Consider the following 16,962-nt stretch of genomic DNA (forward strand, 5'->3'; position numbering starts at 1 on the left):
GTGAGCGTCATGGCACCAAAGAAGGTATTCGGCATCGTGCTCGCCGGAGGCGAGGGAAAGCGGCTCATGCCGCTCACGGCCGACCGCGCGAAACCCGCTGTCCCGTTCGGCGGGAACTTCCGGCTCATCGACTTCGCGCTCTCGAACCTGGTGAACTCCGGTCTGCAGAAGATCGTCGTCCTCACCCAGTACAAGTCCCACAGTCTCGACCGGCACGTCGCCGAGACCTGGCGCATGGAGGGCCTGCTCGGCTCGTACGTCGCCTCGGTCCCCGCGCAGCAGCGCCTCGGCAAGCGCTGGTTCGCCGGCTCGGCCGACGCGATCCTGCAGTCGCTCAACCTGCTGCGCGACGAGCGTCCCGACATCGTGGTGGTCGTCGGCGCCGACCACGTGTACCGGATGGACTTCGACCAGATGGTCCAGGCGCACATCGAGTCCGGCCGCAGTGCCACGGTCGCCGCGATCCGCCAGCCCATCGGTCTCGCCGACCAGTTCGGCGTCATCCAGGTCGACCCCGACGACCCGACGAAGATCGACGCGTTCCTCGAGAAGCCGAAGGACGCGGTCGGCCTGGCCGACTCCCCCGGCGAGGTCCTCGCGTCGATGGGCAACTACGTGTTCAACGCCGACGCCCTCGTCGACGCCGTCCTGCGCGACGGCCAGGTCGAGTCCTCGGCCCACGACATGGGCGGCGACATCGTCCCGGACTTCGTGGCCCGCGGCGACGCCGGCGTGTACGACCTGCAGCGCAACGACGTCCCCGGCTCCACCGACCGCGACAAGTACTACTGGCGCGACGTGGGGACGATCGACTCGTTCTTCGACGCGCACATGGACCTCATCGCGCCGGTGCCGGTCTTCAACCTGTACAACCAGGACTGGCCGATCTTCAACCAGCAGACGAACCTGCCCCCGGCGAAGTTCGTCCGTGACGCGAACGGCAACACCGGCTCCACGGTCGACTCGCTCGTGTCGCTCGGTTGCCTGGTGTCCGGCGCGCAGGTCGAGCGCAGCATGATCGGCCCCTGGTGCGGCATCGACTCGGGTGCGAAGGTGCTCGACTCGATCGTGTTCGAGCGCGCCACCATCGGCGCCGGGGCGGTCGTGCACCGCGCCATCCTCGACAAGGACGTCGTCCTCGCACCGGGCGCCCAGGTGGGGGTCGACCGCGAAACCGACGAGGCGCGCGGCTTCACCGTGACCGAGTCGGGGATCACCGTGGTGGGCAAGGGCGTCCGCGTCGAGGCCTGAGCGAGGCGCCGAGTCCGGACTGCACCCGTCTGGTGGGCAAGGGCGTCCGCGTCGAGGCGTAGCGTCGGCCGCTCACGTCAGCGGGTCCACCGGGAACGGACAGGAGGCACGGCTCGCGTCACACGACGCAGCCGTGCCTCCTGCTGTCGGTACCGTTGGTGCGTGCCCCGCTTCCTCGTCGTCCTCGATGCCGATTCCACCCTCCTCGAGGACGAGGTCATCGAACTCCTCGCCGACAGCGCCGGGACCCGGCCACAGGTGGCGGCGATCACGGAGCGCGCCATGCGCGGGGAGCTCGACTTCGCCGAGAGCCTCCGGGAGCGTGTCGCGACCCTGGCGGGCCTCCCGACCGACGTCTTCCGACGCGCACAGCAGGCGGTCCGTGTGACGCGGGGCGCCGACCAGCTCGTCCGCGGCGTGCACGCCGCGGGCGGGACCGTCGGGGTGGTGTCCGGCGGCTTCCACGAGGTCCTCGACCCGTTCGCCGAGCGGCTGGGGCTCGACCACTGCCGCGCGAACCGGCTCGGGGTCGCCGACGGCGTGCTCACCGGGCGCGTCCTCGGCGAGGTCGTCGACGCGCGCGCCAAGGCCGACGCCCTGCGGGAGTGGGCCGCGGTCGACGGGTTCGACGACGTCCGCACCGTCGCGGTCGGCGACGGGGCGAACGACCTCGAGATGATGCGGGTCGCCGCGCTCTCGGTGGCGTTCGACGCGAAGCCGCGCGTCCGCGAGCAGGCCGACGTCGCCGTGGTCGACCGCGACCTGTCGACGGTGCTCGCGGCGCTCGGCCTGCGCGGCTGAGGCGTCCCGGGGCCAGTGGCGGGCTAGTGGCCCATCCCGAGGCCGCCGTCGACGGGGATGATCGCACCGGAGACGTAGCCGGCGCCGTCGCTCGCCAGGAACAGCGTCGCGTCTGCCACGTCGTCGACGGTGCCGTAGCGGGCGGCGGGGATCTGCTTCTTGAACTCGGCCTGCAGCTCGGCGGGGAGCGCCGCCGTCATGTCGGTCTGGATGAACCCCGGCGCGACCACGTTCGCCGTGATGCCGCGGGAGCCGAGCTCGCGCGTGATCGACCGCGCCATGCCGACGAGCGCCGCCTTCGACGAGGCGTAGTTGACCTGCCCGACCTGCCCGTAGGCGCCGACGACGCTCGACATGAGCACGATGCGGCCGAACTTCGCCTTCATCATGCCCTTCGTCGCGCGCTTCACGACGCGGAAGGTGCCGGTGAGGTTCGTGTCGATGACGCTCGTGAAGTCCTCCTCGGACATGCGGAGCAGCAGCTGGTCGTTCGTGACGCCGGCGTTCGCGACGAGGACCTCGATCGGTCCGAGCTCGGCCTCGACCTGCGTGAAGGCCGCGTCGACCGAGGCCGTGTCGGTGATGTCGGCCTGCACGGTGAGCGCGCCCTCGGGACCGCCCTGGCCACTGCGCGACGTCACGGCGACGCGGTGCCCGGCGGCGACGAACCGCGCTGCGAGCGCGTGGCCGATGCCGCGGTTGCCGCCGGTGATGAGGACGGTACGGGGGGTGGTCATGATCGCTCCGTTCGGTAGTGGTCTGCCGGCGGGTCGAACCGGATCACCGGCGGACACGCCCGGACGAGCGTACCGGAGGCACCGCGGCCGTCCGGCCTGCGCACGACGCGCCGTCCGGCGTGCGCGCGCCGTGACCACGCACGGCCTCGCGGGCTTAGGCTGGAGTCCTGGTAGACGGAGACCATCTGTATGAAGAGCACGCACACGAGCATCACGACGCTCCCGGATTCGCCGGAGCAGGACCGGGCGCACCGCCTGTCCCGCTACATCTGGCAGATGGCCGTCAGGGTCGTCCTGTTCATCGTCGCCGTGCTGGTCTGGACGACCTGGCACTCGTGGTTCGCGGTCATCCCGATCGTCCTCGCCGCCGTGATCCCCTGGGTCGCCGTCGTCATCGCGAACGCGGGCAGTCGCACCGAGAGCGACATGATCTCCCCCGCCGGTGCCATCGTGCTCTACGACGCGGTCGATCCGCGCCTGCGTGAGCAGCAGGAGGACGCCCGCGCCCAGGCCTACCGCGACGAGCAGGACCGTCTTCGCGAGCAGGCCCAGAACGCGCAGGACGAGTGGCAGCGCAACGGCGACCGCTCGAAGATGTGGGGCCACCGCTGATGGGCGCGACCTTCGACCTGCACACCGAGCCGGGTTCGACACCGGTGTGCTCGCGGGCCGGCTGCACGTCCACCGCCGCGTGGCGCGTCAACTGGCGCAACCCGCGCATCCACTCCGCCGACCGCGTGAAGATCTGGGCGGCGTGCGACGAGCACCGTGACTTCCTGGCCGACTACCTGCGGTCCCGCTCCTTCCCGGTGCGCGTCACCGGCATGCACGAGGACGTCGACCACCTCGACGACGAACGCGACCCGGCAGCGGCGCCCAAGAACGACGTCGGGGTGCGCTCCACCGGCACCTCGCGATGACGGAGCCGTTCGACCCGCACTCCCGCTACGGCCGCAAGCACGCCGCCCGGCTGCAGCAGGCCACGGCACAGGTCCGGCGCGACGACGAGTCCCCCCGCGACCCGGACGAGCCGTTCGTCGGGTGGCGCTTCGTCCGCAGCCGCCGCTGGCTCGGCTACTTCGCGATCGCCGTGGCCTTCGCGATCGTGTGCGCACTGTTCGGCATGTGGCAGTGGGACCGCCGCAACGAGGCCGTCCGCCAGAACGAGCAGGTCGCGCAGAACTACGACCACACCCCCGTCCCGCTCGACCAGGCGCTGCCGAAGGCGTCGAGCTGGCAGGACGAGCAGGAGTGGCTCCGCGTCGCCGTCACCGGTCGCTACGACACCGACGCCCAGCTCCTCGTCCGCAACCGCGTGCACAACGGGCAGCCCGGGTTCGAGGTCCTGACCCCGCTCGTCACCGCGGAGGGCCGCGCCTTCATCGTCGACCGTGGCTGGGTCCCGACCGGCAACGCGCAGGACGCCCCCGACCACGTGCCCGCTCCCCCGTCGGGCGAGGTCACCGCGATCGTCCGCCTGCAGGAGAGCGAGCCCCGCATCCCCGGTCGCACCGACCCCGCGCACACCGACCAGGTGCAGTCGGTGACCCTCGGCGACGTCGCGAAGAAGGTCGACACTCCGATCTGGACCGGCGCCTACGGCCAGCTCGCGTCGGAGTCCCCCGCCCCTTCCGAGGCCCGTCCCCTCGGCTGGGAACGCCCGAACGCCGACACCGGGCTGCACCTGAGCTACTTCATCCAGTGGTTCCTGTTCGCGGCCGGGGGCTTCGGCTTCCTGGCGTACGTGATGGTGCAGGAGTACCGCAACCTCAACCAGGACGACCCCGAGGAACGCGAGCGCGCCCTCGAGCGGCAGCGCCGCAAGGACGCCAAGCCGAAGACCGACGCCGAGATCGAGGACGAGCTGCTCGCGTCGCGCCGCTGATCCGCGCGCGGGGTGCAGTTCCGCGCGTGGGATGCAGTTGCGCGCGTAGGAGGTCTTTCCGCGCATGGGAAGCACTCTCGCGCGTAGGAGGCCGAACGTTCCGCCCCACCATGCGCGATTCGCCCTTCCAGGTCGGGCGCGATGGGAACTTCCGCGCGTGGGAAGCCTTCCTGCCGCGGGGCGCTGCACTTCCGCGCGTCAGAAGCAGTTCCGCGCGTGGCTGGCAGTTCCGCGCGGAGGAGGCCGAACGTTCCGCCCCACCACGCGCGATTCACCTTCCGATGCCGCGCGCGATGAGAACTCCCGCGCGTGGTCAGCCTTCGCGTCCGGTCCTCGTCAGGTGCGCACACGACGGACGGGAGGCCCGCGGCGATCTCGCCACGGGCCTCCCGTCCGTCAGCCCGTCCAGCCGGACCAGCGCGCCTAGGCGAGCTCGATGAGCTCCGCGTAGTCCTTGTTCCAGTGGTCCTCGGTGCCGTCCGGCAGGAGCAGGACGCGCTCGGGGTTGAGCGCCTCGACCGCGCCGGCGTCGTGGGACACCAGGACGACCGCGCCCTCGAAGCCGGCGAGGGCGTTGAGGATCTCCTCGCGCGACGCCGGGTCCAGGTTGTTGGTCGGCTCGTCGAGCAGCAGCACGTTGGCACCGGAGACCACGATCATCGCGAGCGACAGTCGGGTCTTCTCACCGCCGGACAGGACCCCGGCCTTCTTGTAGCCGTCGTCGCCGGTGAACAGGAACGACCCGAGCACGCGACGGGCCTCGGTCTCGTTGAGGTCGGTCGACGCCGACACCATGTTCTCGATCACGGTGCGGTTGACGTCGATGTTCTCGTGCTCCTGCGCGTAGTAGCCGATGCGCAGGCCGTGGCCGGGCTGGATCTCGCCGGTGTCGGGCAGGTCGGCGCCCGCCAGGATCCGCAGCAGCGTCGTCTTGCCCGCGCCGTTGAAGCCGAGGATCACGACGCGCGAGCCGCGGTCGATCGCCAGGTCGACGCCCGCGAAGATCTCGAGCGACCCGTAGGACTTCGACAACCCCTCGGCCATGAGCGGCGTGCGGCCGCACGGGGCCGGCGTGGGGAAACGGATCTTCGCGACCCGGTCGGCGACGCGCTCGTCCTCGAGGCCGGCGAGCAGCTTGTCCGCGCGCGCGACCATCTGGTGCGCTGCGGCAGCCTTCGAGGCCTTCGCACCGAAGCGGGCCGCCTGGTCCTTGAGCGTGGCGGCCTTCTTCTCGGCGCCGGCGCGCTCCTTGCGGCGACGCTCCTCGTCGGCGACGCGCTGCCGCTGGTAGAGCTTCCAGCCCATGTTGTAGATGTCGATGGTCTGCCGGTTCGCGTCGAGGTAGAACACGCGGTTGACGACCTCGTCGACGAGCTCGACGTCGTGGGAGATGATGATGACGCCGCCGGGGTAGGTCTTCAGGTGCTCCCGCAGCCAGACCACCGAGTCGGCGTCGAGGTGGTTGGTCGGCTCGTCGAGGATCATCGTCTCGGCGTCCGAGAACAGGATCCGGGCGAGCTCGATGCGTCGACGCTGACCACCGGACAGGGTCTTCAGCTGCTGGTCGAGGATGCGGTCCGGCAGCTTGAGGTTCGAGGCGATCGACGCGGCCTCGGCCTCGGCCGCGTAGCCGCCGAGCGCGTTGAACTGGTCGTCGAGACGGCTGTAGCGGCGCATCGCCTTCTCGGCCACGGCGGCGTCCTCGCTCGCCATGTCGAGCGTCGCGAGGCGGATGCCCTCGACGAGCTCACCGAGCCCGCGAGCATCGAGGATGCGCTTGCGGGCGGTCTCCTCCGGGTCGCCGGAGCGCGGGTCCTGCGGCAGGTAGCCGATCTCGCCACCGCGCTCGATCTTGCCGTCCGTCGGCTGGGTCTCCCCGGCCAGGGCCTTGGTCATCGTCGTCTTCCCCGCGCCGTTCCGGCCGACGAGTCCGATCTTGTCGCCCTTCTCGACGCGGAAGGAGACGTCCTCCATGAGGAGACGAGCTCCGACGCGGATCTCGAGTTCGTGCACGGCAAGCACAGTGGACGTCCAATCAGTTGGTGGTTTTGCACAACGACGTGTGCGGGAGGTGCACCGCTACGCTGACGGGACCGATGGTCCCGAACGGGACCAGCAGTCCATTCTAGGAGAATCCATGACGAACGCCACCGGGTTCGCTCCCCGCGCAGTCCTCGCCGACCGTCTCCGGTCGCACGGCCTGGCCACGAACGCCGCCCTGGTCGCCGGCGGAGCGCTCTTCACCGCCGCGATGGCACAGCTCGAGGTCCCGATGTGGCCGGTCCCGATCACCGGGCAGACGCTCGCCGTCGTGCTCGTCGGCGCGACGCTCGGCGCACGCCGCGGCATGCTCTCGCTGCTCGTCTACGCGGTCGCCGGGCTCGCAGGCGCCCCGTTCTTCGCCGACATGCAGGGCGGCCTGCAGGCCCTGGCCCTGCCGAGCTTCGGGTACGTCATCGGCTTCATCCCGGCCGCCGGGCTCGTCGGCTGGCTCGCGCGCCGGGACTGGGACCGTCACGTCGGTCGCGCAGCGGTCGCGATGCTGCTCGCCAGCGCCGTCCCGTTCGTGACCGGGCTCCCCTACCTCGCCGTGGCGCTCGGCCAGCTCGGCGCCCCGAACGACGTCCAGTCGGTGCTCGCCGCCGGCCTGTACCCGTTCATCCTCGGTGGCGTCGCGAAGGCCCTCATCGCGGCGGGCGTCCTGCCCCTCGCCTGGAAGGCCCTCGGCCGCCGCTGAGCGTGCCGAGAACGGCCCCGCACCGGATCGGTGCGGGGCCGTTCTGCGTACGGGCGCCGAGGTCGCAGGACACGCCGCGTGCGGTTCGCCGAGGTCGCCCGAGGTGCCGCCGGATCGCGTCGCGAGCGACAGATTGCGCGACCTCGGCGGCGCGCCCCGCGCGTGACGCACCGACGAACGGACGGGAGGCGCGGTGCCAGCTGGCACCGCGCCTCCCGTCCGTCGGTGGGTCGCGACTAGATCGCGAACCCGAGGGCGCGCATCATCTCGCGCCCGTCATCCGTGATCCGCTCCGGACCCCACGGCGGCATCCAGACCCAGTTGATGCGGAACGCGTCCACGATGCCGTCGAGGGCGTTCGCGGTGTCGCCCTCGATGACGTCGGTCAGCGGGCAGCCGGCGCTCGTGAGCGTCATGCTGATGACGAGCGCGTTCGCGTCGTCGTCCCAGGCGAGGTCGTAGATGAGCCCGAGGTCGACGATGTTGACGCCGAGTTCCGGGTCTTGGACCTCCTTGAGGCCCTCGACGACCTCGTCGAACTTCTCGGGTGCCAGTGCGGCGATCATCAGGCCTGCACCTCGGCGGCCGCGGCCTGCACGTAGCGGTCGTAGCCCTCGTTCTCGAGGCGCTCGGCGAGCTCCGGGCCGCCCTGCTCCGCGACCTTGCCGGCGACGAAGACGTGCACGAAGTCCGGCTTGATGTAGCGGAGGATGCGTGTGTAGTGCGTGATGAGCAGCACGCCCAGGCCGGTGGCGGCCTTGGCGCGGTTGACGCCCTCGGACACGATCTTCAGCGCGTCGACGTCCAGGCCGGAGTCGGTCTCGTCGAGAACGGCGAACTTCGGCTTGAGGAGCTCGAGCTGCATGATCTCGTGGCGCTTCTTCTCGCCACCGGAGAAGCCCTCGTTGACGTTGCGCTCGGCGAACGACGAGTCCATCTTGAGGTCGGCCATCGACTGGCGGAGCTCCTTGATCCAGCCGCGCAGGGCCGGGGCCTCGCCGTCGATCGCCGTCTTGGCGGTGCGGAGGAAGTTCGACACCGTGACGCCGGGGATCTCGACCGGGTACTGCATGGCGAGGAACATGCCGGCGCGGGCACGCTCGTCGACGCTCATCGCGAGGACGTCCTGGCCGTCGAGCGTGATCGAGCCGCCGACCACGTTGTAGCGGGGGTGTCCGGCGATCGTGTACGCCAGGGTCGACTTGCCGGAGCCGTTCGGCCCCATGATCGCGTGGATCTCGCCCTCGTTGATGGTGAGGTCGACACCCTTGAGGATGTCCTTCGTGCCCTGATCGGTGTCGATCGAGACCTTGAGGTCACGGATTTCCAGAGTGGACATTGCGTTCCTTCGGTTGCAGCTGTGGTGCGGCGTCAGCCGCGGGAAGTGTGGGGGCTCAGTCGACCGGGACGACGTCCTGGACGTCGACGTACACGTCGCCGTCGCGGACCTCGACCCGGAAGACCGGGACCGGCTCGTAGGCCGGGAAGTTCTGCGGCTTGCCGGTGGTCAGCGAGAAGCGGGACCCGTGGGCCCAGCACTCCAGCGAGTCGCCCTCGACGAAACCCTCGGCCAGCGAGATGTCGCCGTGCGTGCAGGTGTCGCCGATCGCGTGGACGGCGCCGGCAGAGTCCTTCACGATGGCGACGGCGGTGCCGCCGACGACGACCCGCATCGGGCTGTCCACCGCGATGTCGGCTTCGGCGCAGACCTTCTCGGCCATCAGACGGTCGCCTCGGTGTTCTCGGACGCCGCCTCGGTGGGTTCCGCAGGTGCGGCGATGACCGAACGGCCCTCCGCCAGCTCCTGCTCGACGGCGGCGATGAGACGTTCCTCGAGTTCGGGCGCACCGATCTTCTGGATGATCTCGACCAGGAAGCCGAGCACGACGAGGCGCCGGGCCTCTTCCTCCGGGATCCCGCGGGCCTGCAGGTAGAACAGCTGCTCGTCGTCGAAGCGCCCGGTCGCACTCGCGTGGCCGGCGCCCTCGATGTTGCCCGTCTCGATCTCGAGGTTCGGGATGCTGTCGGCACGGGTGCCGTCCGTCAGGACGAGGTTGCGGTTCTGCTCGTACGAGTCGGTGCCGTCGCCGGCGCGCCCGATGAGGACGTCACCGATCCAGACGGTGTGCGCCCCCTGGCCCTGCAGCGCGCCCTTGTAGTTGACCCGACCGCGCGTGTTCGGCGCGTCGTGGTTCACGTAGACCTGCTGCTCGATGTACTGACCCGCGTCGGCGAAGTACACGCCGTACATCTCGGTGTCGGCGCCCTGGGCGCCGAGGTGCGTCGAGGGGTTCACCCGGACCACGTCGCCGCCGAGCGAGACCACGACGTGCTTGAGGAAGGCGTCGCGGCCGACCTCGGCGAAGTGGGTCGCGACGTGCACCGCGTCGTCGTCCCAGTCCTGCACGCTGACGACCGTCAGCCGCGCGCCGTCCTGCACGACGATCTCGACGTTCTCGGTGAGGAGCGCGGAACCCCGGTTGTCGAGGACGACGATGCCCTGCGCGTGCGGCTCGGCGGTGATCACCGTGTGCGCCGCGCGGGGCTGGGAGCCGAAGTCCGAACGGGTCAGCGTGATGAACTCGTTCGCGTCGGTGGCCGTGATCGTGACCGCGAGCACCGCGTCCCGCGCGGACCAGGCCGCCGCGGCGGCGCGGTCCTCGGGGAGCCCGGCGGAACCGACGCGGGGGTCGTCGCTGCGACCCCAGTCCACGTCGGCACCGTCGGACTGGCGCGCGAGGTACGGGTAGGCGGACCCGTCGAGTCCGCCGTCGAGCAGCGGCTGGAGCTTCGCGAGCGGCGCAAACTTCCAGTTCACCTCGCGCCCGGTGACCGCCGGGAACGCGTCGAGGTCACCGGACCGGAACCGCTCGGAGCGGGTCTGGACCGGGACGGTCTTGTCGGGGGCGTCCCAGCCGCCGTCGGAGTGGGCTCCGGCGCCGTGCTGGGTTCCGCCCTGGGCGGGGGCCGCGGGCTCGATCGGCTGGTCGATGTGGGGAGGGGTGGTGCTGGACATCTAGCCGACGGATCCTTCCATGCTCATCTCGATGAGCTTGTTGAGTTCGAGTGCGTACTCCATCGGGAGCTCACGGGCGATCGGCTCGATGAAGCCGCGCACGATCATCGCCATCGCCTCGTCCTCGGGCATGCCGCGCGACATCAGGTAGAAGAGCTGCTCCTCGCTGACCCGCGAGACCGTGGCCTCGTGGCCGAGCTGCACGTCGTCGACCCGGATGTCGATCGCCGGGTAGGTGTCGCTCCGGCTGATCGTGTCCACCAGCAGCGCGTCACAGCGCACGGTGTTCGCCGAGTGGTGTGCGCTGGCGTCGACGCGGACCTCGCCGCGGTACCCGGCACGACCGCCACCGCGGGCGATCGACTTCGAGACGATCGACGACGTCGTGTACGGCGCCATGTGGACCATCTTCGCGCCGGCGTCCTGGTGCTGGCCCGGGCCAGCGAAGGCGACCGACAGGGTCTCGCCCTTGGCGTGCTCGCCGGCGAGGTAGATCGACGGGTACTTCATCGTGACCTTGGACCCGATGTTGCCGTCGATCCACTCCATCGTCGCGCCCTCGTGCGCGATCGCACGCTTGGTGACGAGGTTGTAGACGTTGTTCGACCAGTTCTGGATCGTCGTGTACCGCACGCGGGCGTTCTTCTTCACGATGATCTCGACGACGGCCGAGTGCAGCGAGTCCGACTTGTAGATCGGGGCGGTGCAGCCCTCGATGTAGTGGACGTACGAGTCCTCGTCCGCGATGATCAGCGTCCGCTCGAACTGGCCCATGTTCTCGGTGTTGATCCGGAAGTAGGCCTGCAGCGGGATCTCGACGTGCACGCCCTTCGGGACGTAGACGAACGAGCCACCGGACCAGACGGCCGTGTTCAGCGCGGCGAACTTGTTGTCGCCGGCCGGGATCACGGTGCCGAAGTACTCCTCGAACAGCTCGGGGTGCTCGCGGAGCGCCGTGTCGGTGTCCATGAAGATGACGCCCTGCTGCTCCAGGTCCTCGCGGATCTGGTGGTAGACGACCTCGGACTCGTACTGCGCGGCGACACCGGCGACGAGGCGCTGGCGCTCCGCCTCGGGGATGCCGAGCTTCTCGTAGGTCTCACGGATGTCGGCGGGCAGGTCCTCCCACGACTGCGCCTGCTTCTCCGTGGAGCGCACGAAGTACTTGATGTTGTCGAAGTCGATGCCGGTCAGGTCGGCACCCCACGTCGGCATCGGCTTGCGGCCGAAGAGCGACAGCCCCTTGAGGCGGTTCTTCAGCATCCACTCGGGCTCGCCCTTGAGGTTCGAGATGTCGGTGACGACCTCGTCCGAGACACCGCGACGGGCGGAGGCGCCGGCCGAGTCGGAGTCGGACCAGCCGAACTCGTATTGGCCGAGCCCTTCGAGCTCGGGACGGTCGATGAGCACGTCGGACATGGTCTCCTCGTTTCCTTCTCGCGGACAGCGTTCTCGGGTGTGAACCCGTGGCGTCTGGACGCCATTCCACCGCAGACCGCCGACAGGCGGACACGGTGCTGCTCCCTCGCAACGACAATGGTTCCACGCAGTCCGTGGAGTGATCGGCGAACTCGGCTCATTCGGAGCCGGCGCCTGCCTAGACTTGACTGCTGCTGAACCCTCGAATCCTACAGGTTCACTGCACGGAACAACAGGAAGGCACCACCCTCGTGACAAGCGTCGGAACCCCCGTCGAGCAGGACGTCCGCTCCGAGCGGTGGTGGACGCTCCCCCGCGCGGTCGACGGTCGCGTGGTCGCGCTCGCCTGGGCGTCGTTCGTCGTCGAGGTCCTGCTGATCGGCACCGGCGGCCTCGTGCGGCTCACCGCTTCGGGCCTCGGCTGCCCGACCTGGCCGAAGTGCACCGCCGAGTCGCTCGTGTCGACGCCCGAGATGGGCATCCACGGCGTCATCGAGTTCGGCAACCGCCTGCTCACGTTCGTGCTCGTGGTCGTCGCCGTGGCGATGTTCCTGGCGGTCGTCCGGATGCTCCGCACCCGGTCCGAGCTGTTCTGGCTCGCGTTCGCCCAGGGCGTCGCGATCCCGGTGCAGGCCGTCATCGGCGGGCTGAGCGTCCTCACCAGCCTGAACCCGTTCGTGGTCGGTCTGCACTTCGTGGTCTCGGCCGCCCTCACCGCCGTCACCGCCGCCCTCGTCTACCGCACCGTGCACGGTCCCCGCACCGCCGACCGGCTCGTGCCGGCCTGGTACACCGGCGTCGTCCGCGCCACCGTCGCCGCCGTCGTCGTCACCGTGCTCGTCGGCATCCTCACCACCGGCAGCGGCCCGCACGCCGGCGCCGACGAGAAGGTCGACGGCGGACGCCTGCACCGCACCGGCTTCGACCCCGCGGTCATGGAGCACGTGCACGCCTGGCCGGCCTACGCCCTCTTCGCCCTCACCCTCGTGCTCGTCGTCGGCGCGGTGCGCCTGCGGCTGTCGAGCAAGTGGGCGCTCCTGCTGCTCGTCGTCGAGTTCCTGCAGATCGCGGTCGGCCTGACGCAGGCCCGGACGGGTCTGCCGGCCGGCCTCGTCGGCACGCACATGGTGCTCGCGGGGCTGCTCGTCGGCGCGACCACCGCCGTCGTGCTCTCGACCCGGGGCAGCGCCGGCCGCCTCGCCCTGCGGGAACCGCTCGACGCCTGACGCCCGGGCGCGTCGCGCCCTCGGCACCGTCCTGCGACACCCCACGAGTCGATCGACTCGTGGGGTGTCGCTCGTTGCGCACGCATCCGGTGCGCGCGCACCGTCCGTCAGCCCACGCGACGATCGACCGGTGGATCGTCGCAACCAGCGTGCGCCCCACGCCCTGCGCCCCGCGCCCCCGCGCCCCCGCTCGCACCGGGCGGTCGGGAGGCCCGTGGCGGCGCCGCCACGGGCCTCCCGACCGCCGATCGAGCACGTCGTGCACCGCAGCGCACCGACGTCGGCCGGCACGCGCCGCAACGCACGAGACGCCGCCGTCCCCGGCGGCGTCTCGACGACACGGACGTCGCCCAGCGGCGACGACCCGTCCTAGAAGGTGAAGACCTGCGGCAGCAGCGGGTCGATGCCCACGGCGATGAAGAGCAGCGTCAGGTAGGTGATCGAGCTGTGGAAGACGCGCATCGGCTGCACGTGCTCGACGTGCTGGATCGCCCGCGAGTACAGCCGGTGGGACTCGACGACGAACCAGATGCCGCCGGCCAGTGCCACCACCGTGTAGAGCGGCCCCATGTGCGCGACCGGGATGAGCAGGAGCGAGCAGACGAGCGTCGCCCAGGCGTACAGGACCACCTGCAGGCCGACGACGGTGCGGCCGCGGACCACCGCGAGCATCGGGACGTCGGCGGCGTCGTAGTCGTCGCGGTACTTCATCGAGAGCGGCCAGTAGTGCGGCGGCGTCCACAGGAAGATGACCATGAACAGGATGACCGGGGCCCAGGTGAGCGACCCGGTGACGCCGGCCCAGCCGATGAGGACGGGCATGCAGCCGGCGGAGCCGCCCCAGACGATGTTCTGCGGGGTGCGGCGCTTGAGCCACAGCGTGTACACGAACACGTAGATGAGGATCGCGACGACGCTCAGCGCCGCGGCGAGCCAGTTCACCAGGAACCCGAGCACCGCCGTGGAGAGCACGGCGAGCACCCACGAGAACACGAGGGCCTCGCGGTCCGAGAGCTCCCCGGTGACGAGCGGCCGCGTGCTCGTCCGCTTCATGAGGCGGTCGATGTCGCGGTCGATGTAGCAGTTGAACGCCGACGCGGAGCCGGCGGACATCGCGCCGCCGAGCATCGTCCAGAAGACGAGCCACAGGTCCGGCACACCGCGCTCGGCCAGGAACATCGTCGGCGCCGTGGTGACGAGCAGCAGCTCCATCACGCGCGGCTTCGTCAACGAGACGTACGCACGGACCTTGCGCGACAGGACCGAACGGGGTCGGTCGGTGTCTGGCCGGGTCACGGTGGCAGTCGGCAAGGGAACCTCAGTCTGTTCGCATCAGCTCGCACACTCGGTGGACGACTGCGGCGGCGTCCGGGCATGCGCTGACCCGGAATGTCCACGGGTCCCGATCAGTTTACGCGATGGAAGCGCCGCGACGGTGCCCCGCTCCGACATCCCGACCGGATCCGCTCCGGACCCCGACGCCGCCGACACGCCCGGCGGGGAGCGCCGACGACTGCCCGGGCGCCGACTTCGGAGGTCTCCTGAACCCCCTCTGAGTGCCGGGTCACTATGCTGGACATGCCCTCCCGCAGTGCGTGCCCCGATGACGTCGGCGTGACGAGCCGGTCGGCCGCCGCTCGACGGCGACACGACTCGGCCCCGGGATGGCCACATGTCCGTGCGATGGCACGAGCCCTCGCACATGTCGCATCAAGAAGGGTCAACATCCAAGTGGCTGAATTCACCTGGGACGCCATCGACCGGAAGGCCGTCGACACGGCCCGCGTACTCGCCGCCGACTCGGTCGAGGCCGCCGGCAACGGTCACCCCGGCACCGCGATGAGCCTCGCTCCGCTCGCCCACCTGCTCTTCCAGAAGGTGATGCGTCGCGACCCGAGCGACTCCACCTGGATCGGCCGCGACCGCTTCATCCTCTCCGCCGGTCACGCCTCGATCCTGCAGTACGTGCAGTTCTACCTGCACGGCTACGGCCTCGAGCTCGAGGACCTCCAGCACCTGCGGAAGTGGGGCTCGAAGACCCCGGGTCACCCGGAGTACGGCCACACCGACGGTGTCGAGATCACCACCGGCCCGCTCGGCCAGGGCCTCGCCAGCGCCGTGGGCTTCGGCTACGCGCAGCGCTTCGAGCGCGGCCTGTTCGACCCGGAGACCGCCGACGGCGAGTCGCCGTTCGACCACTTCACCTACGTGATCGCCGGTGACGGTGACATGCAGGAGGGCGTCACGAACGAGGCCGCGAGCCTCGCCGGCCGCCAGCAGCTCGGTCGCCTCGTCGTCTTCTACGACTCGAACCAGATCTCGATCGAGGACGACACCGACATCTCCTTCTCGGAGAGCGTCCCGGACCGCTACGAGGCCCTCGGCTGGCACGTCCAGACCGTCGACTGGAAGCAGACCGGCGAGTACTCGGAGGACGCCGAGGCGCTCTTCGCCGCGGTCGAGGCCGCCAAGGCCGTCTCCGACAAGCCGTCGCTCATCGTCCTCAAGACGATCATCGGCTGGCCGTCGCCGACCAAGCAGAACTCCGGCAAGATCCACGGCTCCGCCCTCGGTGGCGAGGAGCTGAAGGGCCTCAAGGAGGTCCTCGGCTTCGACCCCGAGCAGACCTTCCACGTCGACCCCGAGGTCCTCGAGTACACCCGCGGCGCCGTCGCCAAGGGCCAGGCCGAGCACGCCGAGTGGCAGAAGACCTTCGACGCGTGGGCCGCGGCCAACCCGGAGAAGAAGGCGATCCTCGACCGCATCAACGCGGGCGAGCTCCCCGAGGGCCTCGAGGAGGCGCTCCCCGTCTTCCCGACCGACAAGGCCGTCTCGACCCGCGCCGCCTCCGGCAAGGTCATCAACGCCATCGCGCCGCTCATGCCCGAGTTCTGGGGCGGTTCGGCGGACCTCGCCGAGTCGAACCTGACGACGATCGAGGGCGCCAAGTCCTTCGGTCCGGCCGAGGCCTCGACGAAGGCCTGGAGCACCGACCCGTACGGCCGCGTGCTGCACTTCGGCATCCGCGAGCACGCGATGGGCTCGATCCTGTCCGGCATCGTGCTGCACGGGAACACCCGCCCCTTCGGCGGCACGTTCCTCATCTTCAGCGACTACATGCGCCCGGCGGTCCGTCTCGCCGCGCTCATGCAGGCGCCGGCGATCTACGTCTGGACGCACGACTCCGTCGCCCTCGGTGAGGACGGCCCGACGCACCAGCCGATCGAGCAGATCTCGTCGCTCCGTGCGATCCCCGGCCTCGACGTGGTCCGCCCCGCCGACGCCAACGAGGTCGCGTACGCCTGGCTCGAGATGCTCAAGCACACCGACCGCCCGGCCGGCATCGCGCTGAGCCGTCAGAACCTCCCCGTCTTCGAGCGTGGCGAGGGCGAGGCGTCGGGTGAGACCTTCGCGTCGGCGAAGAACGTCGGCAAGGGTGCGTACATCCTGGCCGAGGCGCCGAACGGCACCCCGGACGTGATCCTCATCGCGACCGGTTCCGAGGTCCAGATCGCCGTCGAGGCCCGCGAGCAGCTGAAGGGCGAGGGCATCAACGCCCGCGTCGTCAGCGCACCGTCGCTCGAGTGGTTCCGCGCCCAGTCCGAGAACTACCAGGACCAGGTGCTCCCGAAGGACGTCACCGCACGCGTGTCGGTCGAGGCCGGCATCGCCATGAGCTGGCGCGACATCGTCGGCGACAAGGGCCGCAGCGTCTCGATCGAGCACTTCGGTGCCTCGGCCGACTACCAGACGCTCTTCAAGGAGTTCGGCTTCACGACGGAGCACGTCGTCGCCGCCGCGAAGGAATCGATCGCGGCTTCCTGACCCACCGGGGCCGGGTCCGGTCACCCGGATCCGGCCCTTCTGCCGGGAGGCGCGGCGCGGTTCCG

The 16,962-nt window shown here is 70.3% G+C and carries 16 protein-coding genes; 8 read left to right on the plus strand and 8 right to left on the minus strand.

The features are described 5' to 3' along the window. The first annotated feature begins 9 nt into the window (after positions 1-9). Together DEI99_RS09270 and serB are read left to right on the plus strand one after the other, a co-directional pair. Complete coding sequence (locus tag DEI99_RS09270) at positions 10-1,251, plus strand: glucose-1-phosphate adenylyltransferase (RefSeq protein WP_111042494.1); 1,242 nt, start codon at positions 10-12, stop codon at positions 1,249-1,251. A gap of 162 nt (positions 1,252-1,413) precedes the next feature. Then, positions 1,414-2,052 carry a phosphoserine phosphatase SerB gene (gene serB / locus DEI99_RS09275; protein ID WP_111042493.1) on the plus strand — a complete coding sequence of 213 codons (639 nt, stop codon included), beginning with the start codon at positions 1,414-1,416 and terminating at the stop codon, positions 2,050-2,052. Positions 2,053-2,075: 23 nt separating this feature from the next. Here the strand turns inward: serB and fabG are convergent, their stop codons facing one another. Continuing rightward, positions 2,076-2,789: a 3-oxoacyl-ACP reductase FabG gene (gene fabG / locus DEI99_RS09280; protein ID WP_111042492.1), complete on the minus strand. Its 714-nt coding sequence runs from the start codon at positions 2,787-2,789 to the stop codon at positions 2,076-2,078. 189 nt (positions 2,790-2,978) lie between these two features. On the opposite strand from fabG, the gene DEI99_RS09285 reads away from it, so the two are divergent. Genes DEI99_RS09285 through DEI99_RS09295 form a run of 3 tightly spaced genes read left to right on the plus strand, consistent with a single transcriptional unit; the run spans position 2,979 to position 4,674 of the window. Beyond that, positions 2,979-3,401 (plus strand): DUF3099 domain-containing protein, encoded by a 423-nt coding sequence (locus DEI99_RS09285; RefSeq protein WP_111042491.1) that lies wholly within the window; start codon positions 2,979-2,981, stop codon positions 3,399-3,401. Further along, on the plus strand, positions 3,401-3,709 hold the full coding sequence (locus tag DEI99_RS09290) for a hypothetical protein (RefSeq protein WP_502866995.1): 309 nt from the start codon (positions 3,401-3,403) through the stop codon (positions 3,707-3,709). Before DEI99_RS09285 ends, DEI99_RS09290 begins: the two co-directional genes overlap by 1 nt. Continuing rightward, the gene (locus DEI99_RS09295; RefSeq protein WP_111042490.1) at positions 3,706-4,674 is read left to right on the plus strand and encodes an SURF1 family cytochrome oxidase biogenesis protein; all 969 of its coding nucleotides are present in this window, start codon (positions 3,706-3,708) and stop codon (positions 4,672-4,674) included. The genes DEI99_RS09290 and DEI99_RS09295 overlap by 4 nt, the downstream gene beginning before the upstream one ends. Before the next feature lie 423 nt (positions 4,675-5,097). Here DEI99_RS09295 and DEI99_RS09300 read toward each other — a convergent pair whose 3' ends face one another. Then, the gene (locus tag DEI99_RS09300) at positions 5,098-6,696 is read right to left on the minus strand and encodes an ABC-F family ATP-binding cassette domain-containing protein (RefSeq protein ID WP_111042489.1); all 1,599 of its coding nucleotides are present in this window, start codon (positions 6,694-6,696) and stop codon (positions 5,098-5,100) included. A 115-nt stretch (positions 6,697-6,811) separates the two neighbouring features. Between DEI99_RS09300 and DEI99_RS09305 the strand changes: the two genes are divergently transcribed. Then, a complete protein-coding gene (locus DEI99_RS09305; protein ID WP_111042488.1) occupies positions 6,812-7,411 on the plus strand; it encodes a biotin transporter BioY in 600 nt (199 codons plus the stop codon). Positions 7,412-7,647: 236 nt separating this feature from the next. On the opposite strand, the gene DEI99_RS09310 is transcribed toward DEI99_RS09305, so the two are convergent. Genes DEI99_RS09310 through sufB form a run of 5 tightly spaced genes read right to left on the minus strand, consistent with a single transcriptional unit; the run spans position 7,648 to position 11,846 of the window. Then, positions 7,648-7,977 carry a metal-sulfur cluster assembly factor gene (locus DEI99_RS09310; RefSeq protein ID WP_071255608.1) on the minus strand — a complete coding sequence of 110 codons (330 nt, stop codon included), beginning with the start codon at positions 7,975-7,977 and terminating at the stop codon, positions 7,648-7,650. Then, a complete protein-coding gene (gene sufC, locus DEI99_RS09315) occupies positions 7,977-8,750 on the minus strand; it encodes a Fe-S cluster assembly ATPase SufC (RefSeq protein WP_071255612.1) in 774 nt (257 codons plus the stop codon). Before sufC ends, DEI99_RS09310 begins: the two co-directional genes overlap by 1 nt. Before the next feature lie 55 nt (positions 8,751-8,805). Beyond that, positions 8,806-9,132 carry a non-heme iron oxygenase ferredoxin subunit gene (locus DEI99_RS09320; protein ID WP_502866996.1) on the minus strand — a complete coding sequence of 109 codons (327 nt, stop codon included), beginning with the start codon at positions 9,130-9,132 and terminating at the stop codon, positions 8,806-8,808. Further along, entirely contained in the window at positions 9,132-10,427 is a 1,296-nt protein-coding gene (sufD, locus tag DEI99_RS09325) for a Fe-S cluster assembly protein SufD (RefSeq protein WP_111042486.1), read from the minus strand. The genes DEI99_RS09320 and sufD overlap by 1 nt, the downstream gene beginning before the upstream one ends. Continuing rightward, the gene (gene sufB, locus DEI99_RS09330) at positions 10,428-11,846 is read right to left on the minus strand and encodes a Fe-S cluster assembly protein SufB (RefSeq protein WP_071255626.1); all 1,419 of its coding nucleotides are present in this window, start codon (positions 11,844-11,846) and stop codon (positions 10,428-10,430) included. It abuts the gene before it with no gap. A 251-nt stretch (positions 11,847-12,097) separates the two neighbouring features. On the opposite strand from sufB, the gene DEI99_RS09335 reads away from it, so the two are divergent. After that, entirely contained in the window at positions 12,098-13,072 is a 975-nt protein-coding gene (locus DEI99_RS09335) for a COX15/CtaA family protein (protein ID WP_111042485.1), read from the plus strand. A 369-nt stretch (positions 13,073-13,441) separates the two neighbouring features. Here the strand turns inward: DEI99_RS09335 and DEI99_RS09340 are convergent, their stop codons facing one another. Beyond that, positions 13,442-14,368: a heme o synthase gene (locus tag DEI99_RS09340; RefSeq protein ID WP_111040492.1), complete on the minus strand. Its 927-nt coding sequence runs from the start codon at positions 14,366-14,368 to the stop codon at positions 13,442-13,444. 435 nt (positions 14,369-14,803) lie between these two features. Here DEI99_RS09340 and tkt point away from each other — a divergent pair, with 435 nt between their 5' ends. Further along, a complete protein-coding gene (tkt, locus tag DEI99_RS09345; protein WP_111040493.1) occupies positions 14,804-16,897 on the plus strand; it encodes a transketolase in 2,094 nt (697 codons plus the stop codon). The last annotated feature ends 65 nt before the right edge of the window (positions 16,898-16,962 follow it).

This window comes from Curtobacterium sp. MCLR17_036 (assembly GCF_003234445.2).
Classification (GTDB): Bacteria; Actinomycetota; Actinomycetes; order Actinomycetales; family Microbacteriaceae; genus Curtobacterium.